This is a genomic window from Mesorhizobium sp. P2_D5 (assembly GCF_056404355.1).
On the sequence record NZ_JBFUEE010000004.1, the window covers coordinates 324,018 to 348,600 of the forward strand.

29 protein-coding genes are annotated in these 24,583 nt (G+C 62.7%); 16 read left to right on the forward strand and 13 right to left on the reverse strand.

What is annotated here, in order from left to right; all coding sequences use genetic code 11:
• The first annotated feature begins 90 nt into the window (after positions 1-90).
• Positions 91-510, forward strand: a complete 420-nt coding sequence (locus AC1DYW_RS19280) for a DUF4864 domain-containing protein (RefSeq protein ID WP_477227299.1) — start codon at positions 91-93, stop codon at positions 508-510.
• A gap of 11 nt (positions 511-521) precedes the next feature.
• Here AC1DYW_RS19280 and AC1DYW_RS19285 read toward each other — a convergent pair whose 3' ends face one another.
• The 8 genes from AC1DYW_RS19285 to coaD form a co-directional block, all read right to left on the reverse strand.
• The gene (locus tag AC1DYW_RS19285; RefSeq protein WP_477227300.1) at positions 522-1,247 is read right to left on the reverse strand and encodes an SDR family NAD(P)-dependent oxidoreductase; all 726 of its coding nucleotides are present in this window, start codon (positions 1,245-1,247) and stop codon (positions 522-524) included.
• Between the two features lie 65 nt (positions 1,248-1,312).
• Entirely contained in the window at positions 1,313-2,443 is a 1,131-nt protein-coding gene (gene tgt, locus AC1DYW_RS19290; protein ID WP_477227301.1) for a tRNA guanosine(34) transglycosylase Tgt, read from the reverse strand.
• Positions 2,436-2,705, reverse strand: a complete 270-nt coding sequence (locus AC1DYW_RS19295; protein WP_477227302.1) for a hypothetical protein — start codon at positions 2,703-2,705, stop codon at positions 2,436-2,438. The genes tgt and AC1DYW_RS19295 overlap by 8 nt, the downstream gene beginning before the upstream one ends.
• On the reverse strand, positions 2,695-3,783 hold the full coding sequence (gene queA / locus AC1DYW_RS19300) for a tRNA preQ1(34) S-adenosylmethionine ribosyltransferase-isomerase QueA (protein ID WP_477227303.1): 1,089 nt from the start codon (positions 3,781-3,783) through the stop codon (positions 2,695-2,697). The genes AC1DYW_RS19295 and queA overlap by 11 nt, the downstream gene beginning before the upstream one ends.
• Complete coding sequence (locus tag AC1DYW_RS19305) at positions 3,783-4,232, reverse strand: DMT family transporter (RefSeq protein WP_457154553.1); 450 nt, start codon at positions 4,230-4,232, stop codon at positions 3,783-3,785. Before AC1DYW_RS19305 ends, queA begins: the two co-directional genes overlap by 1 nt.
• Before the next feature lie 12 nt (positions 4,233-4,244).
• Positions 4,245-4,757 (reverse strand): peptidylprolyl isomerase, encoded by a 513-nt coding sequence (locus tag AC1DYW_RS19310; protein WP_095085051.1) that lies wholly within the window; start codon positions 4,755-4,757, stop codon positions 4,245-4,247.
• A gap of 40 nt (positions 4,758-4,797) precedes the next feature.
• Entirely contained in the window at positions 4,798-5,385 is a 588-nt protein-coding gene (locus AC1DYW_RS19315) for a peptidylprolyl isomerase (RefSeq protein ID WP_095085052.1), read from the reverse strand.
• 16 nt (positions 5,386-5,401) lie between these two features.
• Positions 5,402-5,902 (reverse strand): pantetheine-phosphate adenylyltransferase, encoded by a 501-nt coding sequence (coaD, locus tag AC1DYW_RS19320; protein WP_457152547.1) that lies wholly within the window; start codon positions 5,900-5,902, stop codon positions 5,402-5,404.
• 194 nt (positions 5,903-6,096) lie between these two features.
• Between coaD and AC1DYW_RS19325 the strand changes: the two genes are divergently transcribed.
• The gene (locus tag AC1DYW_RS19325; protein ID WP_095085054.1) at positions 6,097-6,249 is read left to right on the forward strand and encodes a hypothetical protein; all 153 of its coding nucleotides are present in this window, start codon (positions 6,097-6,099) and stop codon (positions 6,247-6,249) included.
• A 69-nt stretch (positions 6,250-6,318) separates the two neighbouring features.
• Here the strand turns inward: AC1DYW_RS19325 and gyrA are convergent, their stop codons facing one another.
• A complete protein-coding gene (gene gyrA, locus AC1DYW_RS19330) occupies positions 6,319-9,117 on the reverse strand; it encodes a DNA gyrase subunit A (RefSeq protein WP_095085055.1) in 2,799 nt (932 codons plus the stop codon).
• A gap of 210 nt (positions 9,118-9,327) precedes the next feature.
• On the opposite strand from gyrA, the gene AC1DYW_RS19335 reads away from it, so the two are divergent.
• Both AC1DYW_RS19335 and AC1DYW_RS19340 read left to right on the forward strand, forming a co-directional pair.
• Positions 9,328-11,028, forward strand: a complete 1,701-nt coding sequence (locus AC1DYW_RS19335) for a SulP family inorganic anion transporter (protein WP_477227304.1) — start codon at positions 9,328-9,330, stop codon at positions 11,026-11,028.
• Positions 11,025-11,645 (forward strand): ParB-like protein, encoded by a 621-nt coding sequence (locus AC1DYW_RS19340; RefSeq protein WP_457152549.1) that lies wholly within the window; start codon positions 11,025-11,027, stop codon positions 11,643-11,645. Before AC1DYW_RS19335 ends, AC1DYW_RS19340 begins: the two co-directional genes overlap by 4 nt.
• Here AC1DYW_RS19340 and AC1DYW_RS19345 read toward each other — a convergent pair.
• On the reverse strand, positions 11,609-12,508 hold the full coding sequence (locus tag AC1DYW_RS19345; RefSeq protein WP_477227305.1) for a helix-turn-helix transcriptional regulator: 900 nt from the start codon (positions 12,506-12,508) through the stop codon (positions 11,609-11,611). The two genes, AC1DYW_RS19340 and AC1DYW_RS19345, sit on opposite strands and share 37 nt — an antisense overlap.
• An 85-nt stretch (positions 12,509-12,593) precedes the next feature.
• On the opposite strand from AC1DYW_RS19345, the gene AC1DYW_RS19350 reads away from it, so the two are divergent.
• The 3 genes from AC1DYW_RS19350 to AC1DYW_RS19360 all read left to right on the forward strand — a co-directional run bounded on the left by AC1DYW_RS19350 (position 12,594) and on the right by AC1DYW_RS19360 (position 14,334).
• Positions 12,594-13,130 (forward strand): hypothetical protein, encoded by a 537-nt coding sequence (locus AC1DYW_RS19350; protein ID WP_457152551.1) that lies wholly within the window; start codon positions 12,594-12,596, stop codon positions 13,128-13,130.
• 32 nt (positions 13,131-13,162) lie between these two features.
• The gene (locus tag AC1DYW_RS19355; RefSeq protein ID WP_457152552.1) at positions 13,163-13,540 is read left to right on the forward strand and encodes a VOC family protein; all 378 of its coding nucleotides are present in this window, start codon (positions 13,163-13,165) and stop codon (positions 13,538-13,540) included.
• A gap of 164 nt (positions 13,541-13,704) precedes the next feature.
• Complete coding sequence (locus AC1DYW_RS19360; protein WP_023736559.1) at positions 13,705-14,334, forward strand: MarC family protein; 630 nt, start codon at positions 13,705-13,707, stop codon at positions 14,332-14,334.
• Between the two features lie 26 nt (positions 14,335-14,360).
• Here the strand turns inward: AC1DYW_RS19360 and AC1DYW_RS19365 are convergent, their stop codons facing one another.
• From AC1DYW_RS19365 to AC1DYW_RS19375, 3 genes are read right to left on the reverse strand one after another with little or no spacing between them, the layout of a single operon-like run.
• A complete protein-coding gene (locus tag AC1DYW_RS19365; RefSeq protein WP_477227306.1) occupies positions 14,361-14,786 on the reverse strand; it encodes an OsmC family protein in 426 nt (141 codons plus the stop codon).
• 48 nt (positions 14,787-14,834) lie between these two features.
• A complete protein-coding gene (locus AC1DYW_RS19370) occupies positions 14,835-15,248 on the reverse strand; it encodes a DUF2306 domain-containing protein (protein WP_477227307.1) in 414 nt (137 codons plus the stop codon).
• A gap of 27 nt (positions 15,249-15,275) precedes the next feature.
• Positions 15,276-15,794, reverse strand: a complete 519-nt coding sequence (locus AC1DYW_RS19375) for a single-stranded DNA-binding protein (protein WP_095085060.1) — start codon at positions 15,792-15,794, stop codon at positions 15,276-15,278.
• 181 nt (positions 15,795-15,975) lie between these two features.
• Here AC1DYW_RS19375 and AC1DYW_RS19380 point away from each other — a divergent pair, with 181 nt between their 5' ends.
• The 9 genes from AC1DYW_RS19380 (at position 15,976) to AC1DYW_RS19420 (ending at position 24,562) form a co-directional block, all read left to right on the forward strand.
• Entirely contained in the window at positions 15,976-16,395 is a 420-nt protein-coding gene (locus AC1DYW_RS19380) for a cupin domain-containing protein (protein ID WP_477227308.1), read from the forward strand.
• A 45-nt stretch (positions 16,396-16,440) separates the two neighbouring features.
• Positions 16,441-16,755 (forward strand): ArsR/SmtB family transcription factor, encoded by a 315-nt coding sequence (locus AC1DYW_RS19385; protein ID WP_095085062.1) that lies wholly within the window; start codon positions 16,441-16,443, stop codon positions 16,753-16,755.
• 14 nt (positions 16,756-16,769) lie between these two features.
• Positions 16,770-17,270, forward strand: a complete 501-nt coding sequence (locus AC1DYW_RS19390; protein WP_477227309.1) for an SRPBCC family protein — start codon at positions 16,770-16,772, stop codon at positions 17,268-17,270.
• A 26-nt stretch (positions 17,271-17,296) separates the two neighbouring features.
• Positions 17,297-17,902, forward strand: coding sequence for an ATP-dependent Clp protease proteolytic subunit (locus AC1DYW_RS19395; RefSeq protein WP_095085064.1), 606 nt, complete (start codon positions 17,297-17,299; stop codon positions 17,900-17,902).
• 80 nt (positions 17,903-17,982) lie between these two features.
• Entirely contained in the window at positions 17,983-18,285 is a 303-nt protein-coding gene (locus AC1DYW_RS19400; protein ID WP_477227543.1) for a hypothetical protein, read from the forward strand.
• A gap of 694 nt (positions 18,286-18,979) precedes the next feature.
• Positions 18,980-21,901, forward strand: a complete 2,922-nt coding sequence (gene uvrA / locus AC1DYW_RS19405) for an excinuclease ABC subunit UvrA (RefSeq protein ID WP_477227310.1) — start codon at positions 18,980-18,982, stop codon at positions 21,899-21,901.
• A gap of 33 nt (positions 21,902-21,934) precedes the next feature.
• The gene (locus tag AC1DYW_RS19410; protein ID WP_477227311.1) at positions 21,935-22,405 is read left to right on the forward strand and encodes a GNAT family N-acetyltransferase; all 471 of its coding nucleotides are present in this window, start codon (positions 21,935-21,937) and stop codon (positions 22,403-22,405) included.
• Between the two features lie 25 nt (positions 22,406-22,430).
• Positions 22,431-23,237 carry a DUF72 domain-containing protein gene (locus AC1DYW_RS19415; protein ID WP_477227312.1) on the forward strand — a complete coding sequence of 269 codons (807 nt, stop codon included), beginning with the start codon at positions 22,431-22,433 and terminating at the stop codon, positions 23,235-23,237.
• A gap of 176 nt (positions 23,238-23,413) precedes the next feature.
• Entirely contained in the window at positions 23,414-24,562 is a 1,149-nt protein-coding gene (locus AC1DYW_RS19420; protein ID WP_477227313.1) for a GGDEF domain-containing protein, read from the forward strand.
• The last annotated feature ends 21 nt before the right edge of the window (positions 24,563-24,583 follow it).

Sequence of the window (24,583 nt, forward strand, 5' to 3'; positions counted from 1 at the left end):
ACCGTGAAGCGCCGTCGTGCGTATGTTAAGATGCCCCTTGGAACAGTTTTGGGGAGAGGCAGCTTTAGCAAGGGGCAACGGAGACAGGCCATGCGCCGTATGTTTTTCGCATTCGCGTTCGTTCCACTCGTCCTGGCGTCGTCTGCGCTTGCCGGCGATGCCGAGGTCAAGGCGGCGCAAGCCGCCATCGACGGCCAGTTGAAAGCCTTCATCGCCAATGACGGCGCCACCGCCTATAGCTTCGCCGCACCCAACGTGAAGCAGATCTTCCCGACCGTCGACACCTTCATGAACATGGTGACCAACGGCTATGCGCCGGTGCGCAACCCACAGACCTATTCTTTTGGCAAGGTCGAGGAAACGAGCCCGACATCGATCGTCCAGCAGGTGCTGATCGTCGGCCCCGACGGCAAGGATTATGAGGCTGTCTACACGCTGCAGCAACAGCCCGACGGCACGTTCCAGATCACCGGCTGCAGCCTGCGCGCGTCGAATTCGCTAAGCACCTGAGACAACCGATATCAGTAGCGTGCCCTGCCGCCCGACATATCGAATACAGCACCAGTGTTGAAGCTGCTCGAATCGGAACACAGCCAGAGCACCAACGCAGCGACTTCGTCGGCGGAGCCGAGCCGTTTCAGCGGGCTGGCGCCGATCATGTCGCTGACAACTTCATTGCCAAGGCGCCTGATAAGGTCGGTATCGATCGGACCGGGCGCTACGCAATTCACCCGAATGCCGGTGTCGCAAACCTCCCGCGACAATGCCTTGGTGAAAGCGATAATGCCTGCGCTTGCCGCCGAATAGGCGGCAAGGTTCGGCAAGCCCTCCTTGCCTGCAAGCGATCCCATGTTGACGATGCGGCCGTTGACGGCCTTGCGCATGATCGGCAGGACCTGATGCGTGACCTCGAACGTTCCGAGGAGATTGACACCGATGATTCGCTGCCATTCAACCGGCTCGAAGGCCTCAAAGCCAAGGTAGGGACCGAGATAGCCAGCGTTGTTGACGAGGATGTCGACCCGGCCCGCTCCGGCAACAATGTCAGCCAAGGCTTCCCTTATGTCGCCAGCCTTGGTGGCGTCGACCGTCTGGCTACGGATGCCGTCAGCCGGCACCGGATCGGCGTCCCAGACCCAGACGTCGGCGCCAGACCCTGACAATTGTGTGGCCACGGCTCTGCCGATGCCCCTGGAGCCCCCGGTTACGATCGCCGTCCTGCCGGCAAAGTCGTATGTCACGGCCATAGCCAATCCCTCGCTTGCAAATCTGCTCTTGGGCAGCCGATCCGTCAATCGCTGGAAGCGCACGCCTAAATGGCTGGGATATCGCCTCGAGCCCAACCTTCCGAAATTTCCGCCGCGCGTGCTTCGAAGGCATGTGCCTCGATTGCCGCACGGATGTCCTGCATCAGCTTTTGATAATACGAGAGATTGTTCCAGGTGAGCAGCATCGCACCAAGCGCTTCCTGCGAGCGCACCAGATGGTGCAGATAGGCGCGTGAGTAGTCCCTCGCCGCCGGGCAGTCGCTTTCCTCGTCGAGGGGACGCGGATCGTCGGCATGGCGGGCGTTGCGCAGATTGACCTTGCCGCGCCTGGTGTAGGCAAGACCGTGCCGGCCGGCTCGCGTCGGCATCACGCAATCGAACATGTCGATGCCGCGCGCCACCGATTTCAGGATATCGTCAGGGGTGCCGACGCCCATCAGATAGCGCGGCTTGTTTTCAGGCAGTTCCGGACAGGTGATCTCGAGCATCTCGAGCATCACCGCTTGCGGCTCGCCGACGGCCAGACCGCCGACCGCATAACCCTTCAACTCCATCGCGCTTAGCGCCTGCGCCGACCGCACCCTGAGTGCCGCGTTGTCACCGCCTTGCACGATGCCGAACATCGCCTTGCCGGGCTGGTCGCCGAACGCCGTCTTGCAGCGCTCTGCCCAGCGCAGCGACAGCTCCATGGCGCGCTCGATCTCCTTCAACTCGGCCGGCAGCGCCGTGCACTCGTCGAGCTGCATCTGGATATCGGAATCGAGCAAACCCTGGATCTCGATCGAGCGCTCCGGCGACATCTCATAGGCGGCGCCGTCGATATGCGAGCGAAAGGTGACGCCTTTTTCGGTGAGCTTCCTCAGCTTGGACAGCGACATCACCTGGAAGCCGCCACTGTCGGTCAGGATCGGATGCGGCCAGCGGGCGAATTCGTGCAAGCCCCCCAGACGCGCCACGCGCTCGGCGCCGGGCCGCAGCATCAGATGGTAGGTGTTGCCCAGGATGATGTCGGCGCCAACGCCGCGCACCTGGTCCATATACATGGTCTTGACCGTGCCGCCGGTGCCGACCGGCATGAAGGCAGGCGTGCGGATTTCGCCGCGCGGCATGTCGATCACACCGCGCCGCCCCTTGCCGTCCGTCGCGAAGACTTTGAAGCTGAACGGCTTAGCCATTGAATTCCTTGTCATGAACCGGGGCGCCAGGTGCCTGCTTGTCGAGCGACTGGCGGTATTGGATGCAGCCACGCATGAATTTTGCCCAGGGCGGCACGGCGATCGCCGGCTCGGTCTTCTCCGGCAGCAGGTCCCACAGGTCTGGGTGATGCCAGCACAAATCATGGCCGGTGGCGTCGCGATGCTGGCGAATGCCAGAGCGCAATTTTTTCACTTCCGCGATCAGCGCTTCGCGTTCCAGGCTCTCGAGATCATTGTCCATCGCTCATCTCCGCTCGATAAAGCAGGCTCGCATCTCCATAGGAGTAGAATCTGTAACGGTTCTCGATGGCATGCGCATAGGCCGCACGCATCCTATCGAGACCACTGAAGGCCGAGACCAGCATGAACAGGGTCGAGCGCGGCAGATGGAAATTGGTCATCAACATGTCGGCGGTGCGAAAGCTGTAGCCGGGCGTGATGAAAATGTCGGTCGGACCGGACCATGCAACCAGGGTACCGTCCTCGCGCGCCGCGCTTTCCAGCAGGCGCAGCGAGGTCGTGCCGACAGCGACGATGCGGCCGCCCCTCGCCCTGGCCGCGTTGAGCGCGTCGGCGGTCGCCTCGCTGACCGAGCCGATCTCGGCGTGCATCTTGTGGTCGGCGGTGTCATCCGCCTTCACCGGCAGGAACGTGCCGGCGCCGACATGCAAGGTAACGAAGCGGCGCTCGACCCCCTTGGCGTCGAGTGTCGCAAAAAGCTCCGGCGTGAAATGCAAGCCTGCCGTGGGTGCGGCAACGGCGCCTTCTTCCCGGGCATAGATGGTCTGGTAGTCGGCCCGGTCGCGTTCGTCGTCGTCGCGCTTCGAGGCGATATAAGGCGGCAGCGGAATATGGCCGACCGCATGCAGCGCTTCGTCCAGGAAGGGCCCCGACAGGTCGAAGCCAAGCAGCGCCTCGCCGCCCTCGCCTTTCTCGATCACGGTGGCGTCGAGCTGGCCGAGGAAACAGGAATTGCCATCATGGCCGAAATGGATACGGTCACCGGCGGCAATGCGCTTGCCCGGCCGCATGAAGGCCAGCCAGCGGTCTGGCGCCATGCGCATATGCAGCGTGGCTTCGACCTGAGCCTGTGCCTCGCCGCGTCGTCGGATGCCCTTCAGTTGCGCCGGAATGACCTTGGTGTCGTTGAAGACCAGAACGTCGTTAGCCCTGAGCAGGGACGGCAGGTCGCCAACCGCCCGGTCTTCGAGCCCTTCACCGGGCTTGATCACCAGCATTTTGGCGCTGTCGCGCGGCTCTGCCGGGCGAAGCGCGATACGCTCCTCCGGTAGGTCGAAGTCAAACAGATCGACGCGCATCAGTAGAGCCGGACGAGCAGCGCTCCGGCCAGCAGCAGCACCGCGCCGGCGACGCGGCCGAGCGAGATTTCACGCACCGCGACGCCGAGGAAGCCAACGCGGTCGATAAGCATGCCGGCCAGCAACTGTCCTGCCACCAGAAAGGCCATCAGGGCGGCGGCGCCGATGCGCGGCGTCAGGATCGTCGACAGCGTCACATAGAAGCCGCCAAGCATGCCGCCGGCGATGAACAGCCACGGTGCCGGCGCCTTCCAGTCGAGCGTGATGCCTTGCAGCTTCACCACCGCGACGGAAATGATGCCGAGCACCACCGCGCCCGACAGGAACGAAAACGCAGCCGCCGCGACCGGGAGCCCCAGCCCGCGCGCCAACTGCGAATTGATCGGCGCCTGAATGGCAATGAAGGCGCCGGACAGGATGCCGAGAAGCGACCAGACGACGCCCATCATTGACGTTTTGCCTTACTTGACGTCGGCCGCGACCTTCAGCGACACGATCTTGTCGGGATCCGGCACCGGCTCGCCGCGCTTGATCTTGTCGACATTGTCCATGCCTTCGATGACCTGGCCCCAGACCGTGTACTGGCGGTTGAGGAAGGCGGCATCGTCGAAGCAGATGAAGAACTGCGAATTGGCCGAGTTCGGGTTTTGCGAACGGGCCATCGAACAGGTGCCGCGCCCATGGTTGGCATTGGAGAATTCAGCCTTGAGGTCGGGCTTGTCGGAGCCGCCCATGCCGGCACGCGACGGAGCAAAGGAGGGCTTGCTGGAATTGCCGAACTTGACGTCGCCGGTCTGCGCCATGAAGCCGTCGATGACGCGGTGGAAGACCACGCCGTCATAGGCGCCTTCGCGTGCCAGTTCCTTGATACGGGCGACATGGCCGGGCGCCAGGTCGGGGAAAAGTTCGATGACGACGTTGCCCTTGGTCGTCTCCATGATGAGCGCGTTTTCGCGGTCCTTGATCTCGGCCATGTCAGATATCCTTTTCAGAAAACAGAGTTATTCGACAACTTTACTTGTCTGCGGCGATGCGCACCTTGAGCATCCGGTCAGGGTCGGTGACCGTGCCATTGTCCGCTTCGTCGCCCTTCTTGATGTGGTCCACCAGTTCCATGCCGCTGACGACGGTGCCGACGATGGTGTATTGGCCATCGAGGGGCGGCGCCGGCGCGAACATGATGAAGAACTGCGAATTGGCGGAGTTGGGGTCCTGCGAGCGGGCCATGCCAACCACGCCGCGCTTGTAGTGTTCGGTCTGCGAGAATTCGGCCGGCAGGTCGGGTTGATCGGAACCGCCGGTGCCGACGGCCTCGGCGCTAAAACCCTTCTTCATGTTACCGAACTTGACGTCGCCGGTCTGCGCCATGAAGCCGTCGATGACGCGGTGGAAGGCGACGTTGTCATAGGCGCCCTGGCGCACCAGCTTCTTGATCTGCGCGACGTTCTTGGGTGCCAGATCGGGCCGAAGCGCGATGGTGACGTCGCCGTCCTTCAGAGTGATGATCATGGTGTTTTCCGGGTCGGCGGCGAAGGCCGAGACAGACGAGGTCACAAGACCGGCAAGCACAATGAGGAACGAGGCAAGCTTTTTCAGCTGCATATCTATCTCCGGGATCTTATTTCGCGAATTTGGCGGTGAGCGCACCGGCAACCGCCGCCGGCACGAAGGGGCGGATGTCGCCTCCCATCGAGGCAATCTGGCGGACAAGTGTGGCGGTAATGGTGCGCACGGACGGGCTGGCGGGCAGAAAAACCGTCTGCAGTTCAGGCGCCATGGTCTCGTTCATGCCGGCCATCTGCATCTCGTAGTCGAGGTCGGTGCCGTCGCGCAGGCCTCGGATCATGATCGAGGCGCCCTGCTTCCTGGCCGCGTCGATGACCAGCCCGTCGAAGGCGACAACCTTGATGCGCGCACCGTCGCGGCCAAATAAAGCCTTCGTCGCACTCTCGATCAGCGCCACCCGTTCCTCGAAGGAAAACAGCGGCTGCTTGCCCGGGTGGATACCGATGGCCGCATAGACGACGTCGGCCACCGCCAGCGACGCTTTCAGCACATCGAGATGGCCGTTGGTCAACGGGTCGAAGGAGCCGGCATAGAGGGCGATGCGTTCAGTCATGGCTGGTGCTTCTAACGAGCCTCTCTCGCAAAGGCAAATCCGATTGGCGAGCCGGTCGTGAACCTTTTCCGCCACGTGAACGACAGATGAACACGCCGATCACGAAGCCTTCACGCAGCGTTCACTAGGTTGCACCTTAATAAGATGAAACCAAAATCCCATCTATCCGTTGTTAGGCGCAGGAGAACACACACATGCTGATCTACATGCTCGCCACCGCAATGACCGTCGCCATGCTGATCGCCACCGTTTTCGGCTTGCATCAGGAGGCTCAGCGCATCCGCATCAAGGCCAATACCAAGCGCTTCGAAGGTTTTGGGCCCCGCAAGCCATATCGCCACTACTAAGTTTCGCCTGAACGTGCCACCACGCCGGCCAATGGGCCGGCGTTGCTATGTCAAAACCTGGCGCTGGACTTATTCAGCGCTGTCCGGGCCGGCGTCCGCCGTTGGATCAATCTCAGAGCCGGCGCTTTCTTCGATTTCCTCGTCCGCCTGCGGTTCGGATATCCGCTCGACCGAAACCACCTTTTCACCTTCAGCAGTGTTGAAGATGGTCACGCCCTTGGTGGCGCGGCTGGCGAAACGGATGCCGTTCACCGGCACCCGAATGACGGTACCGCCGTCCGACACCAGCATGATCTGGTCGTCATTGCCGACCGGGAAGGTCGCCACCAGCCTGCCGATCTCGGCTACCTTCGAAACGTCGGTGGCACGAATGCCCTTGCCGCCGCGTCCGGTCAGCCGGAAATCATAGGACGACGAGCGCTTGCCGTAGCCATATTCGGTTACCGTCAGCACGTACTGCTCGTGCTGCTTGAGGAATTCGTAGCGCTCGTCGGAAAGCTCCGTCTCCTCGCCGACCTCTTCGTTGGTCAGCGCGATCTCTTCCTCTTCGCCGGCCGCGATGCCGGCGGCAAGCCGCCGTTCGGCCGCCGCCCGCTTGAGATAGGCGGCGCGCTCTGCCGGCGGCGCATCGACATTCTCGATCACCGACATCGAGATGATGCGGTCGGTCTCGGCCATGGTTATGCCGCGCACGCCGACCGAATTGCGGCTCTGGAACACGCGCACGTCGCCGACCGAAAAGCGTATGCACTGGCCGGAGCTGGCGGTGAGCAGCACATCGTCATTGTCGGTGCAGGTCTCGACGCCTAGAATCTCGTCGCCCTCCTCCTCCAGCTTCATGGCAATCTTGCCGTTGCGGTTGACCTGGACGAAGTCGGAAAGTTTGTTGCGTCGAACGGTGCCACGCGTGGTGGCGAACATCACATCGAGCTCGCCCCAGCTTGTCTCGTCCTCGGGCAGCGGCATGATGGTGGTGATGCGCTCGCCCTGCTCCAGCGGCAGCATGTTGATCAGCGCCTTGCCGCGCGATTGCGGGTTGCCGATCGGCAGCCGCCAGACCTTCTCCTTGTAGACGATGCCGCGCGAGGAGAAGAACAGCACCGGCGTGTGCGTGTTGGCAACGAACAGCCGGGTGACGAAATCCTCTTCCTTGGTCGACATGCCGGAGCGGCCCTTGCCGCCGCGGCGCTGCGCCCGGTAGAGCGACAGCGGCACGCGCTTGATGTAGCCAGAATGGCTCACCGTCACGACCATGTCCTCGCGCTGGATCAGGTCCTCGTCTTCCATGTCCGCGCCACCATCGGTGAGCTCGGTGCGGCGTGGCGTGCCAAACTCGTCGCGCACGGCGGCAAGCTCATCCTTGACGATCTGCTGGACCCGCGCGCGGGAAGACAAAATGTCCAGGTAATCAATGATTTCGGCGCCGATCGTGTTCAACTCGTCGGCGATCTCGTCGCGGCCGAGCGCGGTCAGGCGCTGCAGGCGCAGTTCGAGTATGGCGCGCGCCTGCTCCTCGGACAGATTGTAGGTGCCGTCCTCGTTGATGCGATGGCGCGGATCGTCGATCAACAGGATCAGCGATTCGACATCGCCGGACGGCCAGCGCCGCTCCATCAACTGCTCACGCGCCGTCTGCGGATCCGGCGCGGTGCGGATGAGCTTGATCACTTCGTCGATGTTGGCGACGGCGATAGCGAGACCGACCAGGACATGGGCGCGGTCGCGCGCCTTGCGCAGCAGGAATTTCGTGCGCCGGGTGATCACTTCCTCGCGGAAGGCGACGAACGCCCTCAGCATGTCGGTCAACGTCAGCAGTTCCGGCTTGCCGCCGTTGAGCGCCACCATGTTGGCGCCGAAGGATGTCTGCAGCGGCGTGAAGCGGTAAAGCTGGTTAAGGATGACGTCGGCGACGGCGTCGCGCTTCAGTTCGATGACGACGCGGTAGCCCTGGCGGTCGCTCTCGTCGCGGATGTCGGAAATGCCCTCGATGCGCTTGTCGCGCACCAGTTCGGCCATCTTCTCGATCATCGACGACTTGTTCACCTGGTAGGGAACCTCGGTGATGATGATCGACTCGCGGTCGTTGCCGCGCGCCTCGATGTTGACTTTGCCGCGCATGACGATGGAGCCGCGGCCGGTTGAATAGGCGCTGTAGATGCCGGAACGGCCAAGCACGATGCCGCCGGTCGGGAAATCCGGCCCCGGGATGATCTCCATCAGTGCCGGCAGGTCGATCGCCGGATTGTCGATGATGGCGATGGCGCCGTTGCAGACTTCGCTGAGATTGTGCGGCGGGATGTTGGTCGCCATGCCGACGGCAATGCCGCCGGAGCCGTTGACCAGCAGATTGGGGAACCGTGCCGGCAGAACCTTGGGCTCGCTGCCGGACGCATCATAGGTGTCCTGGAAATCGACGGTGTCCTTGTCGATATCCTCCAGCAGCTCATGCGCGACCTTGGTCAGCCGCGATTCGGTATAGCGCATCGCCGCCGGCGGATCGCCGTCGATGGAGCCGAAATTGCCCTGTCCGTCGATAAGCGGCACGCGCAGCGACCAGTCCTGCGCCATACGCACCAAAGCGTCGTAGATCGAGGCGTCGCCATGCGGATGGTATTTACCCATCACGTCGGCGACCGGGCGCGCCGACTTCACATATTTGCGGTTCCAGTGGTAACCGCTCTCATGCGAGGCGAAGAGAATGCGGCGATGCACCGGCTTCAGGCCGTCGCGCACGTCCGGCAGCGCACGGCTGACGATCACGCTCATTGCGTAATCGAGATAGGAGCGCTGCATCTCCTCGACGATGGAGATCGGCTCGATGCCGGTGGGGCCGCCGTCGGCGCCGCGCGGTGTCTTTTGGTCGGTCAAATCGGATCACAATCTAATCAGGAATCACTCGCTGCTTATATAGGAAGCAAGCCCGAAACTCCAATATCTGCGACACTTTTCCAGTGTCAATTTTAGTGGTAATTTCAAAAGGATACCACTGATTGCGACGATATGGCCAAGGCGGTTTCGCCGCCACCAAGGCAAAAGCCTGCGATGGACCGTTTTCCCCCAGCGAAAGCCACGAGCGCGATGAATTGGACCTCTTGGCTGCCGTTGCGAGCCCTGAGTGGTTGGACGCCGAGGGATCTGAACGGCGATCTGGTCGCGGGCCTCACACTGGCCGCGATCGCCATTCCCGAACAGATGGCGACCGCCCGCCTCGGCGGCTTTGCTCCCGAGGTCGGCTTCTTCGCCTTTGTTGCCGGTTCGGTGGCGTTCGCCCTGTTCGGTGCCAACCGGCACCTGTCGGCCGGTGCGGATTCGACCATCACGCCTCTCTTTGCCGGCAGTCTCGCCGTGCTCGCCGCAGCCGGGTCGCCGCACTATCTGGCGCTGGCTTCCATGCTGGCGCTGATGGTCGGGCTGATCGTGATTCTGAGCGGTGTCTTTCGCCTTGGTTGGGTCGCCGACCTCCTGTCGGTGCCGGTCACGACGGGTTTTCTGGCCGGCATCGCCGTCCATATCATCGTTTCGCAATTGCCCGGACTGCTCGGCCTGCCCGCCCAGAACGGTCAAACCTTGCGACGCATCGGTGAGATCGCCGGCAGCCTGCACCTCACCAATCCCTGGAGCCTCGGCCTCGGCCTCGGCGTGTTCGGAACCGTATTCTGCGCCGAACGCATCAGCGCCCGCATCCCCGGCGCATTGATCGGCATGGTGCTCGCCACCTCTGCGGTTGCCGTCTTCGGCCTCGAGGATCGCGGCGTCGAGGTGCTCGGCGCCTTGCCCAATGGCCTGCCACGGGCCGGCCTGCCGCTTGCCAGCCTTGGCGATGTGCAGGCGCTGGTCCCGCTGGCATTGCTGATCGCCATCGTCGTCATGGTGCAGACAGCGGCCACCTCCCGTTCCTTCGCGCCGCAACAGGGTGACGCTCCTGACGTCAATCGCGATTTCGTCGGCGTCGGTGCCGGCAGCATCGCATCGGGCCTGTTCGGCGCCTTTGCGGTCAATGCCAGCCCGCCGCGCACGGCAATCGTCTCCCAGTCGGGTGGCCGCTCACAGGTCGTGGGCCTCATTGCCGCGGCCATCGTGCTGGCGCTGGGTGCTTTCGGTGGCGGCCTGCTCGCCGATGTTCCACAGGCCGCCCTTGCCGGTGTTCTGCTTTTCGTCGCCCAGCACATTCTGCGCTGGAAGGTGTTCGCCAATGTCTACCGGCAGGCGCCGGTCGAATTCGCATTGATCCTCATCACGATGGCAGCCATCGTCGTGCTGCCCATCGAGACCGGCGTTGCGATCGGCATCGGCCTGTCGCTCCTGCATGGAATCTGGACCGCAACGCGCACACAGCTGATCGAACTGGAACAGGTGCCGGGGACTTCGGTGTGGTGGCCGCCCAGCGAACCAGTTGCAGGCGAACAGCTTCCCGGCGTGCTCGTCGCGGCATTCCAGGCGCCGCTGTCCTTCGTCAATGCCGACGGCTTCAAGCGCGGCTTTGTCGATCTTGTCGATGCCAGGCGTGAGAGCGTGAAGCTGGTCGTGCTGGAGGCCAGCAACATCGTGGAGATCGACTACACGGCCGCGCAAGCCCTGATCGACACCATCACCCATTGCCGCAAGGCGGGCGCGATCTTTGCCATCGCGCGGATGGAATCGCTGCGCGCCCAGGCGGCGCTGGCACGATTTGGCATCGCCGACCTGATCGGCCCGCAGCGGATTTTTCACAGTGTCGATGCCGCCATCAGGACGCTCGCTCCGGACCAGCAGCCGCAACAACAGGACAAAGCCAAATGACGACCACACGGGAACCCTTGTTGACCCCCGTCGCAGTCAGAGATTTACGGCCGACGCAGATCACCGTCGGCATGCGGGAAGTCGCCTTGAAGCGCCAGATGATCCGCTCGCAAAGCCCCAAGAGGACTGGCACTTTTCTCGGCACCCATATGGTCCCCGTCGTGCTGGGGCCGAAGAAGCGCAACTATGTCACCGATCACCACCATCTCGCCCGCGCCCTGCTCGAGGAAGGCATCGGGGATGTTCTGGTCACGGTGATCAGCGACCTGTCGGACCTAGACAAGGACGCCTTCTTCTTCGTGCTCGACAATCGCGGCTGGATGCATCCGTTCGATGAGAACGGCAGGCGCCGGGGCTACGACGCCATTCCCAAGACCATGGCCGAACTCGTCGACGACCCCTACAGGAGCATGGCCGGTGAACTGCGCCGGCAAGGTGGTTTCGCCAAGGACACTACTCCGTTCAGCGAATTCCTGTGGGCGGACTTTTTGCGCAGGCGCATCGACCGGGATGCGGTGGCGAAGAATTTCGACAAGGCGATGAAGGAGGCCCTGAACCTGGCCAAGGCCAAGGACGCCGACTACCTGCCGGGTTGGTGCGGCCCGACGTCCGACTGACGCCGCAAGGCCGCAGCGACGGACAAAGCTTCCACAGCGCCGCTCGCGCGGCGGGCGCGATACTGGCCCGGCGTCTCGCCCATGACGCGCCGAAACCGGCGATTGAACGTCGACAAATCGTTGAAGCCTGCGTCGAAGGCGATCACCGAGACCGCATCGTCGGACAGCCGCAGCCGCACCGCCGCGCGGTGCAGCCGGGTCTTGAGCAGGAACTGGTAGGGCGTCATGCCCGCGACCTGCCGGAAGATGCGCAGGAAATGATAGGGGCTGGTCGCGGTCTCGTCGGCAAGCGCTGAAAGCGAGACCGGCCTGTCGGCATCGAGTTCGATCCGCCGCACCGCTTCGGCAACCCGTTTCTGATCGCGTCGGCTTGGCGTGCGCCTGACATACGCGGGGCTGGAGACTGCTGCCACCGCGGCACCCGCAATGCGCAGCCCGAGTTCCTCGAAGGCGTCGACGTCGGCCATCTCGCGAGCGGTTTCCGCTTCGGCGAGCAAGGATGCCAGGGCCGGCAACGGCGGCAGGCGTGGGGCCTCGAAGGTCAGCTTTTTCGCGCCCGGCACGCCAGCCACGATCCGCTCCATGTAGGCCGGCCCGAAATGGAACGAGAGGCAACGGTCGCCACTGCCATGTTCATGCCCGCATTCGTAGCATGTGCCGGGATTACCGAGCAGGAGCGCGCCGGGCGCCAGCATCGCCGTGCCTTGTTGCGCGCGATAGCGGAACGTGCCGCCGGTGACAGCGGCGACGCAGAAATCCCGATGGGCTTCCTCGAACGGCCGCTCACCGGCGCTGGCCGTGCAGATCACATCCGCCACGTACCAGCCGGCCCCGGATGCGAGAGTACGCGTGGTCGCTGTCATGACCGAAATATAGCAATTTTTCCCAAGCCCAGAACCCCATCGCAGCCTACTCCTCCCGGTCTCCTGACAAGAAGAGACCGGAACCATGTACGACCAATCCTCCTTTGCCGAAGCCTTGCACAGTGCCGGACCAATCGACGGACTTGCTGAAAAACTGAACCTCTATGGCCGTTTCGTCGGCGCCTGGACTTTTGACGCCTCCCGCCATCTCGAGGACGGCACGGTGCTGACCGGGAGTGGCGAAGTGCATTTCGGCTGGGTGCTGGAAGGCCGCGCAATCCAGGACGTGTGGATTCTGCCCGCGCGGGACGCCGGCCCCTCGCCTTCGCTCGGCAAATGGACGTTCTATGGCACGACATTGCGCGTCTACGACCCCGCCGCCGACGCCTGGCACATCTTCTGGAGCGACCCGCGCAACCAGTATTACAGCCGGCAGCTCGGCAATGCCGAAGGCGACACGATCGTGCAAGTGGGCGCCGATGGCGCCGGCTCCTCGGTGCGCTGGAGCTTTTCGCGCATCACTGAGAATTCCTTCCGCTGGCTTGGCGAGCGCTCCCACGACAATGGCGCGACCTGGCGGCTGGAAGTCGAATTCCTGGCGCGCCGAACAGCAACAACCTGACGCTACAAGCCATTGTAACAATGGAGAAAAATATGTTCGATCATATCTCGATCGGCGTTCGCGACGCCGCTGCTTCCAAGCGCTTCTACGATGCTGCTCTGAAGCCGCTCGGCTATAACTGTCTCAGCCAGTCGCCGGGCTCGTTGGGTTATGGCGCGCAAGGCGTCGTGCTATGGGTCAACGAGGCCGCGCGGCCGGTGCCACCAGACGCAAAATCCGGCCTGCATTTCTGCTTCGCGGCACCGACGCGGAGCAGCGTCGACGCCTTCCATGCCGGCGGCTTGTGCGAAGGCGGCAGCGACAATGGCGCACCGGGCCTGCGCGCCGACTATGGCGAAAACTACTATGCCGCCTTCGTCGTCGATCCGGACGGCTATCGTATCGAGGCCTATTGCGGCGCTGCCGGCTGAAGCAAACAATTCCAGGAAAAGCGTGCAACGGGCTTTCCGTCCGTAGCCGCGTCACGACGAAGGCGTGTCGAAGTTTCGGTTTCGTCCCTCTGACGGTTCCCACCGACCGGGCTTTGCTCTACCAATGTCATGGTGCGGGCACGGCCCGGCGGGAGGGGTCAGAGATGCCGAGCTTCGACAGCCTGTTCAACGCCTTCGTCACCATTCTCGTGACCATCGATCCGCCTGGCCTGGCGCCGCTGTTCCTCGCCGTGACACGCGGCATGAACCGCGAGGAGCGCCAGCAGGTTTCCGTCCGCGCCTCGATCATCGGTTTTCTGGTGATGGCGCTGTTTGCGGTTGCCGGCGCCTCGATCCTGTCGGTCTTCGGCATCACGCTGCCGGCCTTCCGCGTCGCCGGTGGCTTCCTGTTGTTCTTCATCGCTTTCGAAATGGTGTTCGAGCGACGGCAGGACCGCAAGGAGAAGATCGGCGACGTCGCCATCACCAAGGACATGATCCACAACATCGCCGCCTTCCCGCTGGCGATCCCGCTGATCGCCGGCCCCGGCGCCATTTCGGCGACGGTGCTTTTGTCCAGTTCATTCCAGGGCTTCGCCGCGCAGGCTGCGCTGGTCGGCATCATCTTCGTCTGCCTTGCCATCACCTATTTGGTGTTCGTGCTGTCGGAACGTATCGACCGCATCCTCGGCCAGACCGGGCGTTCGATCCTGACCCGGCTGCTCGGCGTCATCCTGGCCGCACTTGCCGTGCAGTTCGTCGCCGACGGCATCAAGGCGCTGATGGCGGGATAGCTCGCGACGAGCCGCCGAAGCCGGCCCTACTTCGCCGTTGTATCGATGACTTCGAAATCGTGGGTGATCGTGGCGGTCTTGGCCAGCATCGCGGAGGCTGAGCAGTATTTTTCGATCGAAAGATCGATCGCCCGTTTAACCTTGTCGCTGGAGAGCGACCGGCCCTTGACGACGAAATGCATGTGGATGCGGGTGAACACCCTGGGCTCGGTTTCGGCCCGGTCGGCGTCGAGCTCGACCACGCAATCCTCGATCACCTCGCGCCCCTTTTCGAGGATATGCACGACATCATAGGCCGAACAGCCGCCGGTGCCGATCAGCACCAGTTCCATCGGGCTAGGTCCTGGCGTCTTGCCTTCCGGTCCGAGCGCGGTTCCCAGCACCACCTTGTGGCCGCTGCCGGATTCGCCGACGAAGGTGCGCTCCTCCACCCACTTTACACGTGCTTTCACCTGATATTCCTTCCACTTGGGGTCATCTGCCTCAAGGATTAAATAGGATCATGGTCCGGCCTGCGCGACGCCAAAGACGACATCGTGCATGACCCTACCCGGCAACAGCGTGAAGATGCCGGCCCCGACCAGCGCAAAGACATACAGCGCAATCATCGACTTGCGATGCTTGGCGACGCGATGATTGTGCGCGTGCCACACCGCCAGCGGTACGGTGACCAGCACCAGGATCGACAGGAGATGGATGGGACTGAAAGGGCCGACGAGGCGGATCTGATGAATCCAGAAACTCGAGACGGCGATGACCAGCATCAGCGCGGCCCAGACATAGCCCGCGATGCGATGGCGCCGCGTTCCCTTCGGCAGCGCCAGCTGCGTGGCCCCTATCGCCAGTGCGGCGAAAGCCGCTAAGGCATGCCAGGGAACCGGAGAAGGGGCGGCAAGCAGCGGTTGCAGCGACATTGCCGCCTCTCCGGTGGCTGATTGTCCTCAGAACGGGATTTCGTCGTCCAGTTCGCGCGACGAACCGCCGCCACCGCCGCTCTTGGCGCCGCCGCCACGATTGAAGCTTTCGCTCGGGCTGGACTGGCCGAAATCGGAACCACGGCTGCTGCCGCCACCGGCATAGCCGCCGACCTGACCGCCCTCACCCTGACCGCGTGCGTCGAGCATCTGTAGCTCGCCGCGGAATTTCTGCAGCACGACTTCCGTCGTGTACTTGTCGTTGCCGGTCTGGTCCTGCCATTTGCGCGTCTGCAACTGGCCCTCGACATAGACCTTCATGCCCTTCTTCAGATACTGCTCGGCCACCTTGGCAAGCTGATCGTTGAAGATGACGACGTTGTGCCACTCGGTCTTTTCCTTGCGCTCGCCGGAATTCTTGTCGCGCCAGCTTTCCGACGTCGCAATGCGGATGTTGACGACCGGCTCGCCCGAGTTCAGGCGACGGATTTCCGGATCTGCACCGAGGTTGCCGACCAAAATGACCTTGTTGACGCTACCCGCCATGATATTTCTCCGCGCTCATCCGAAACAAATTTTTGTCGCAGCACCTTACAGGCTGCAGACCATCACCGCCTGCTATGGCTGGCTTTTCCCACAAGGTTTTTGTTCCCTTTTCGTTCTATGATGCCGGTGGCGTTCTGTCAATGTTTGTCAGCAAGATGTAGTGTTCCGGTCCGAAATTTCCATGAAATCGGGAATGGGTCGGGGCAATCAAATGAACTCCGTCAGACATGAGGACCAGCCGCGCGAGCAATGGCGAGCAGGTGTGGGAACGCGTATGCATGTGTCGGCCAGCAACGGTGCATCGCAACTTTGCATATTCGAGCAATGGGTCGAGCCCACGGTCGGCGCCCCAACGCATTGGCATCCCGTCGAGGAAGTGCTGACCGTTATCGCCGGCAGGGCCGAGATGTGGATCGACGATGAGCACAACGTCCTGACCTCGGGCCAGTCTCTCGTTGTTCCCGCGAACAAGAAACACGGGTTCAAGAACGTCGGCACCGGTACGCTTCACATCCACGCCGTGCTTGCGTCCCCAATCTTCGAGGCGACGTTTGATGGACCTGCCGGGCTGGTGATGCGCTGGCTTCCGGCAAACTCGTAAAAACAGCGCTTGCCAAATCAATAAGTATCGACTTATGCTTTCATCATGATCGAAGCAGAGATTTTCCGCGCTCTTGCCGACCCGACGCGCCGCGCCGTCTTTGAGCAGCTTGCTGCTGGCGAAATGAGCGTCTCGGAATTGCGCAGCGGCATGACGGTGTCGCAACCCGCCGTCTCCCAGCATCTGGCGGTGTTGCGCGGCGCCGGCCTGGTGGTCGAGCGACGAGCGGGCCGTAACGCCTATTACCGCGCAGATCCGCAAGGGCTTGCCCCCTTGCTCTCCTGGATCGAACGCTACCGGACCTTCTGGCCGGAGCGCATCGAAAGGCTGAAGGCGGTTTTGAAGGACATGGATCAATGAAGAGCATGGGATCAATGACAGACCAAAGCCACGCGGACACCAACACTGGGCCCGACGCGATCGAGTTTGAGTGCGACCTGCCGGAGCCGCCGGAAAAGGTGTGGCGCGCACTGACCGTGCCGGAGTTGCTCGCTGCCTGGATGATGCCGAACGACATCAGCCCTGAGACCGGCAGCCGTTTTGCCTTCGCCGGGCCGGACGCGGCGATCGAATGCGAGATCATCGACGCCGAGCCCGAGCGGTTGCTGCGCTATTCCTGGCGCGAGCGGCCGCAGCCAGGCGATGCCGGGCGGCAGGCTCGGCTCGACAGCCCGCTCGACAGCATTGTCACCTTCATACTCGCCCGCACCGTTTCCGGCGGCACGCATCTGCGCATTGTCCATGACGGTTTTGCCCGAACGGCAATGCCCGCCGTTGCCATGGCCGGCGCCGGCTGCAGGCTTTCGCTGGGGTCGCGCAATTCAAGACGGCCGGTCGCCGCGAACATGCCTTTGCTGTTGCTGCGCGCGGCCTGAACAACGAAACGGACGGAGACGAAACAATGAGCGGCCTTGCCAATCTGGTTCCGATGGTGATCGAGCAATCGAGCCGCGGCGAACGCGCCTTCGACATTTTCTCGCGCCTGCTGCGCGAGCGCATCATCTTCATCAACGGTGAAATCAACGACGACATTTCGGCCTTGGTCTGCGCGCAGCTGCTGTCGCTGGAATCGGACAATCCCGACAAGGAGATATCGCTCTACATCAACTCGCCTGGCGGCGTGGTGACCAGCGGCTTCGCCATCTACGACACCATGCAATACATCAGCTGCCCGGTGTCGACGGTGTGCATGGGCTTTGCCGCGTCGATGGCCTCGTTCCTGTTGATGGCAGGCACGGCCGGGCGTCGCATCTCGCTACCGAACGCCACCATCCTGCTGCATCAGCCGCTGGGTGGATTCCAGGGTCAGGCCTCCGACATCCAGCGCCATGCCGAGCGCATCGGCCAGACAAAGCGGCATATGGCCGAACTCTATGCGCAGCATTGCGGCCGCACCTATGAGGAGGTCGAGCGCACGCTGGACCGCGACCACTTCATGACGGCCCGCGAGGCTCAGGCCTGGGGTCTTGTCGACCATGTTTTCGATACGCGCAAACAGGCCGCGTGAGGCTGAAGCGCGTCGCCGGCTGTCGAAGATTTGACGACGCCGGTCTGGTCGCCTCGTCGACACGTCACTATAACTGGGCGATGACCGACACTCATCCGTCCAGAACGTTGCATCGCGTCATCGCTATTGTCGTGGTCGCTCTTGCCGGCTCCATGAGCGGCACCGCCCTTGCCGACGACAGCTCGCCAGCGGCGCCCAAAGGCGCCCTGCCCGGCGTGACCAGCGACTATCGCATCGCCAAGCCGGCTCCACAGCCCGAACCCGACGACGCATCCCCCAGCAATGGGAACGGCCAGTTCAAGATCGGCAACACGGATGTCAGGATTTCAGGCAGCATCACTGTTGACGTCGGCGCTGGCGCCACGGGGCTGCCGCGCCACTGATATTGCGTACCGGTATCGCGCGTCGCGCATGAAAACGGCCCCGCCGTGCTTTGCGCAAACGGACGGGGCCTTTTTTGGATCTCAAATCCAATTTTTGCCGGGAGTGTACTGCCGGCGTTTGATTTCGGATGCTTCGCGGCGTTCAGCCGACGATCCGACTAGCAGTCTCTGATTTTTGTGGGATATGGCAGGTCACGGTTTGTCGGGTGGCGCAAACGCTAAACCCTGGCACTTATGCCTGCCACGGCTCCAGTGACAACTGGAACCCTAGGGGACGATCCGGTGGCGTCATGGCTCCACTCCCTTGTCCGTTGCGACGTGTCGTCCCGAAGCACAAATCGCAGATGCCTGCGGCGTCTCGCAGGCCGCCTCTGGCGGCGAGGCCATCGAAAGACGGCCGGCTTCAGTTGACTTCTGGACACTGCTCCCCTGAGTCGGGGACGTCAACCATCAATAGCCGGTTACCGAAAAACGTGATCACCGGGAGGTTACGTACAAGTCAGTTTTGCACAGCTTTGTCAGGAGCGTGTTCGGCCTTTGTTCTTTCCGCTTGCCCGTTCACGAGAAAGACGGTTAAACGCTTTTGTCGGGAATTGTGGCGTCTCTCGACGTGGCGGCAAAATTACCTACATAGGGGATGGCCGGGAAAACCCGCCATTCCAGGAAATTCCAGCTTCTGAGGCGGCGACCGGCCATGGCCGACCATAAATATCTTTCCATTCGCGGGGCGCGCGAACACAATTTGAAGAATGTCGATCTCGACCTGCCGCGTGACAGCCTTATCGTCATGACCGGCCTGTCCGGGTCCGGCAAATCGTCGCTTGCCTTCGACACCATCTATGCCGAAGGCCAGCGCCGCTATGTCGAGAGCCTGTCGGCCTATGCGCGGCAATTCCTCGAAATGATGCAGAAGCCGGACGTCGACCAGATCGACGGCCTGTCTCCGGCCATCTCGATCGAGCAGAAGACGACCTCGAAGAACCCGCGTTCGACCGTCGGCACCGTCACCGAAATCTACGACTACATGCGGCTTCTCTTCGCGCGCGTCGGCGTCCCCTATTCGCCGGCCACCGGCCTGCCGATCGAAAGCCAGACAGTGTCACAGATGGTCGACCGTGTGCTGGCGGTCGAGGAAGGCACCCGCCTGTTCATTCTGGCGCCGATGGTGCGCGGCCGCAAAGGCGAGTACCGCAAGGAATTGCTGGAACTGCAGAAGAAGGGCTTTCAGCGCGTCAAGGTCGACGGCGTCTTCTATGAAATCGCCGACGTGCCGGCGCTGGACAAGAAGTACAAGCATGACCTCGACGTCGTCGTCGACCGCATCGTCGTGCGTGGGGATCTCGCCACCCGGCTAGCCGATTCCATCGAGACGGCACTGAGGCTCGCCGATGGGCTGGCGGTCGCCGAATTCGCCGACAAGCCGCTCGACGCCAGCCAGACCGGCGAGGATTCGGTCAACAAGTCCAAGAACGAAACGCATGAGCGCATCCTGTTCTCGGAAAAGTTCGCCTGCCCGGTCTCCGGCTTCACCATTCCGGAAATCGAGCCACGTCTTTTCTCCTTCAACAATCCGTTTGGCGCCTGCCCGACCTGCGACGGTCTCGGCAGCCAGCGCGCCATCGACCCCAACCTCGTCGTGCCCGACGAGAACGTTTCGCTGCGCGACGGTGCGGTCAGCCCGTGGGCGAAATCGACCTCGCCCTATTACGCGCAGACGCTTGAAGCGCTGGGCAAGGCCTACAATTTCAAGCTCGGCGACAAGTTCAGGGATTTGAGCGCGGAAGCCCAGGAGGCCATCCTGCGTGGCACCGGCGAGCGCGAAATCACCTTCCAGTATGATGACGGCCTGCGCTCCTACAAGACCACCAAGACCTTTGAAGGCGTCATCCCCAATCTGGAGCGCCGCTGGAAAGAAACCGAATCCGCCTGGATGCGCGAGGAAATCGAGCGGTTCATGTCGGCGACGCCTTGCCCGGTCTGCAAGGGCTATCGGCTCAAGCCCGAGTCACTGGCCGTGAAGATCGCCGGCAAGCATATCGGCGAAGTCACCGAACAGTCGATCCGCAACGCCGACAAGTGGTTCACCGACCTGCCAGCTTCGCTCAACGACAAGCAGAACGAGATCGCCGTGCGCGTCTTGAAGGAGATCCGCGAGCGGCTGCGCTTCCTCAACGATGTCGGGCTCGACTACCTGACGCTGTCGCGCAATTCCGGCACGTTGTCGGGTGGCGAGAGCCAGCGCATTCGCCTGGCTTCGCAGATTGGTTCCGGTCTCACCGGCGTGCTCTATGTTCTGGACGAGCCGTCGATCGGCCTGCACCAGCGCGACAACGCACGCCTGCTCGACACGCTGAAGCACCTGCGCGACATCGGTAACACGGTGATTGTCGTCGAGCATGACGAGGACGCCATCCTGCATGCTGACTATGTCGTCGACATGGGCCCTGCCGCCGGCATCCATGGCGGCGAGATCATCGCCCAGGGCACGCCGCAGCAGGTGATGGCCAACCCGAATTCGATCACCGGCAAATATCTGTCGGGCGCGCTTGAAGTGGCGACTCCCGGCGTGCGGCGCGAGGCGAAGAAGAACCGGCGGCTGAAGATCGTCGGCGCGCGCGGCAACAATCTGAAGAACGTCACCGCCGAAATCCCGCTCGGCACCTTCACCGCCGTCACCGGAGTGTCGGGCGGCGGCAAGTCGACCTTCCTGATCGAAACGCTGTTCAAGGCGGCGTCGCGCCGCATCATGGGCTCGCGCGAGCATCCGGCCGACCACGACCGCATCGAGGGCCTCGAATTCCTCGACAAGGTCATCGACATCGACCAGTCGCCGATTGGGCGCACCCCGCGTTCCAACCCCGCCACCTACACCGGCGCCTTCACTCCGATCCGCGACTGGTTCGCGGGCCTGCCGGAAGCCAAGGCGCGCGGCTACCAGCCCGGCCGCTTCTCCTTCAACGTCAAGGGCGGCCGCTGCGAGGCTTGCCAGGGCGACGGCGTCATCAAGATCGAGATGCACTTTTTGCCCGACGTCTACGTCACCTGCGACGTCTGCCACGGCAAGCGCTACAACCGCGAGACGCTCGACGTTCTGTTCAAGGGCAAGTCGATCGCCGACGTGCTCGACATGACGGTCGAGGAAGGCGTCGATTTCTTCGCCGCCGTGCCAGGCGTGCGCGACAAGCTCGACACGCTGAAGCAGGTCGGCCTCGGCTACATCCATATCGGCCAGCAGGCGACGACGCTGTCCGGCGGCGAGGCGCAGCGCATCAAGCTCGCCAAGGAACTGTCGCGCAAGGCAACCGGCAAGACACTCTACATCCTGGACGAGCCGACCACCGGTCTGCATTTCCACGATGTCGCCAAGCTGCTGGAAGTGCTGCACGAACTGGTCGACCAGGGCAACACGGTGGTGGTCATCGAGCACAATCTCGAGGTGATAAAAACCGCCGACTGGGTGCTCGACCTCGGCCCCGAAGGCGGCGACGGCGGCGGCGAACTGGTGGCGTCCGGCACGCCGGAAGCGATCGTGCGCGAAAAGCGCAGCTACACCGGCCAGTTCCTCAAGGAGCTGCTGGAGCGGCGCCCCGGAGGCAAGCGCGAAGCGGCGGAGTGATGGCGAACCAGTCGGCGCTTGGAGAGCATTTGAATGACAATCCGAAGAGCGCTTCCCGGTGATCTCGAAACTGTCGTCTCGCTGACGGAAGCCGCCTACGCGCCCTATTCCGCGCTGTTCGGCGCGCCACCGATCCCCGTCACTGAGGATTATGCACCGCGTATCGCGCGTGGCGAGGTCTGGCTTCTGGAGCGTGACGTCGAACTTGCCGGTCTGCTCACTTTGGAGCGTCATGACGACCACGCGATGATCTTCTCAGTCGCCGTCGCGCCAGGATTTCAGGGCAAGGGCTTTGGCATTGCCCTGCTCAAACACGCGGACGACCAGACGCTGGCGTGGGGCCTGCCCGAGGTGCGGCTCTACACCAACGCCAAAATGGAGCGGAACATCGCGCTCTATCTGGCCTATGGTTTCCACGAAACGGGTCGCCGGCCCAATCCATACCGGCCAGGATGGGTGCTCGTCGACATGGCGAAGCCGGTCGACAAGATCACGACGGCCTGATTTTTCTGAATTCGGGAGGATGGCAATGAGCAAATCGGGAACAATCCGCTCCGGCATGGGCGGCTGGTCGTTCGAACCCTGGGATACGTCCTTTTATCCCGAAAAGCTCTCCAAGGCCAAGCAACTGCAATATGCCAGCCGGCAGGTGTCGAGCATCGAGGTCAACGGCACCTATTATTCCAGTTTCAAGGAACCGACCTTCGTCAAATGGGCGAGCGAAGCGCCAGACGGTTTCGTCTATTCTCTCAAGGGCAACCGCTTCGTCACCAACAGGCGTGTGCTCGGCGAGGCCGGTGAATCGATGATGCGTTTCCTCGGTTCGGGCGTAGCGGCGCTCGGTGAAAAGCTCGGACCGATCCTGTGGCAGTTCGCGCCGACGAAAAAGTTCGACCCGGACGATTTTGAAGCCTTCCTCAAGCTGCTCCCGGAAAAGCAGGACGGCGTTGCGCTGCGCCACGCGGTCGAGGTGCGCAACGACAGTTTCATGGTGCCGGAATTCGCGGCGCTGGTGCGCAAATACAAGGCGGCGATCGTCTATGCCGACCACGCTAAATATCCGGCCATCGCCGACGTCACCGGCGATTTCATCTATGCCCGGCTGCAGACCGGCAGCGACGACAATCCCGATTGCTACACGCCGGCAGGCCTGGATGAATGGGCCGCGCGCGCCAGGACCTGGGCCGAAGGCAATGTGCCGGCCGACCTGCCGCGCACCGATCTCTCGACCGAAGCACCCGTCAAACCGCGCGACGTGTTCGTCTACTTCATCACCGAGGGCAAGGTGCGGGCGCCGTTCGGCGCCATGGCGCTGTTGAAGCGGGTGGCCGACTAAGGACATCGGCATAAGGACTTTCACGCCAAGCGCCTCTCCTATGCGTTTTTGGGGCAGGAAGGCGTCCAATCGAGGCAATTTCGGCACATTCGTAACCTTATCGATACCTCCTTGCTGCATGAATCCAGGCTGGCCAAGCCGCAGAGCTGGGATCGCCGCCGGCAAGGAACGAGGGCATGTCGCTCGACTACACTTCACTTCTGCTGGCTGTTGGTTTTTCCGCCACCTGCCTGAGCCTGACACTGTTTGGCATGTGGTTGACTGCTCGCTCGGAGAAATTCCTGCTGACATGGGCGGTCAGCCTGCTGTTGGTAGTCGCCGACATTTTTGCCTATGACGCCTATATCGACATGCCCGGGCGCCTGCTCGGCATCGCGACCGTTGCCCTGCTCCTGCTTGGTTTTTCAGCCATGCTGGGCGCGGCCTACCAGTTCCGAACCGGCGGCTCGCCGATCCCGCGAACGGTGGTTGGCAGCATTTCGCTGGCCGTCGTGCTGCCTGCCATGGCTCTCGGCTATGACGGTCTCGGCTTCATGCTGGAGAACATGTTTGCTGCCTTGCTTCTGTTCGCAACGGCGCTCGAATACTGGAAGGGTCGCAACGAAGCGCCTGCCCTGACAATCGGCATCACGGCGCTCTATTCGGCCACGGCCACGTCCTTCGCCCTCTGCGCCATGGTTCTCGCCTGGGACGGAAAGCTGATCCTTGGGCATGCACCAAGCAATTGGGCCGAGGAGTTGAGCCTCATCATCGTCATCGCCAGCATGACCGGCATTGGCGCCCTGTCGCTGGCGCTCAATCAAGGGCGCTTGGCCAGGCATCACCGCCACAACGCCCTGACCGACCCGCTGACGGGCCTACTCAACCGGCGCGCGCTGTTCGACCTGCATGGCAGTGCCCCGGTCGGAGCCTTCACCGCTGTGGTTGTGTTCGACCTCGACGGCTTCAAGTCCATCAACGACGAATTCGGCCACGCCGCTGGCGACGAGGTGCTGAGGGTGTTCGCCAGGGAACTCGCCGGCAATCTTCGCCCGACCGACGTCGCCGCGCGCATGGGCGGCGAGGAATTCGCTCTGGTGCTGAAGCGGACCTTGCCCGAAACGGCGGAGGCCACGGCCGAGGCCATACGGTCCGCCTTCGCCGCATGCCGCATCGAAACCGAGACGGGTTCGCTGACATGCACGGTCAGTGCCGGATTTGCTTTCGGCACAAAGGAGGGCCTCAGCTTCGACAAGGTGCTCAGCGCCGCCGACAAGGCGCTCTACGCTGCCAAGCGCGGCGGCCGCAACCGCGTCACCGCCTCGCCACTCCGGCGCGTGGGTTAACTGCAATCCTGATATGTCGAC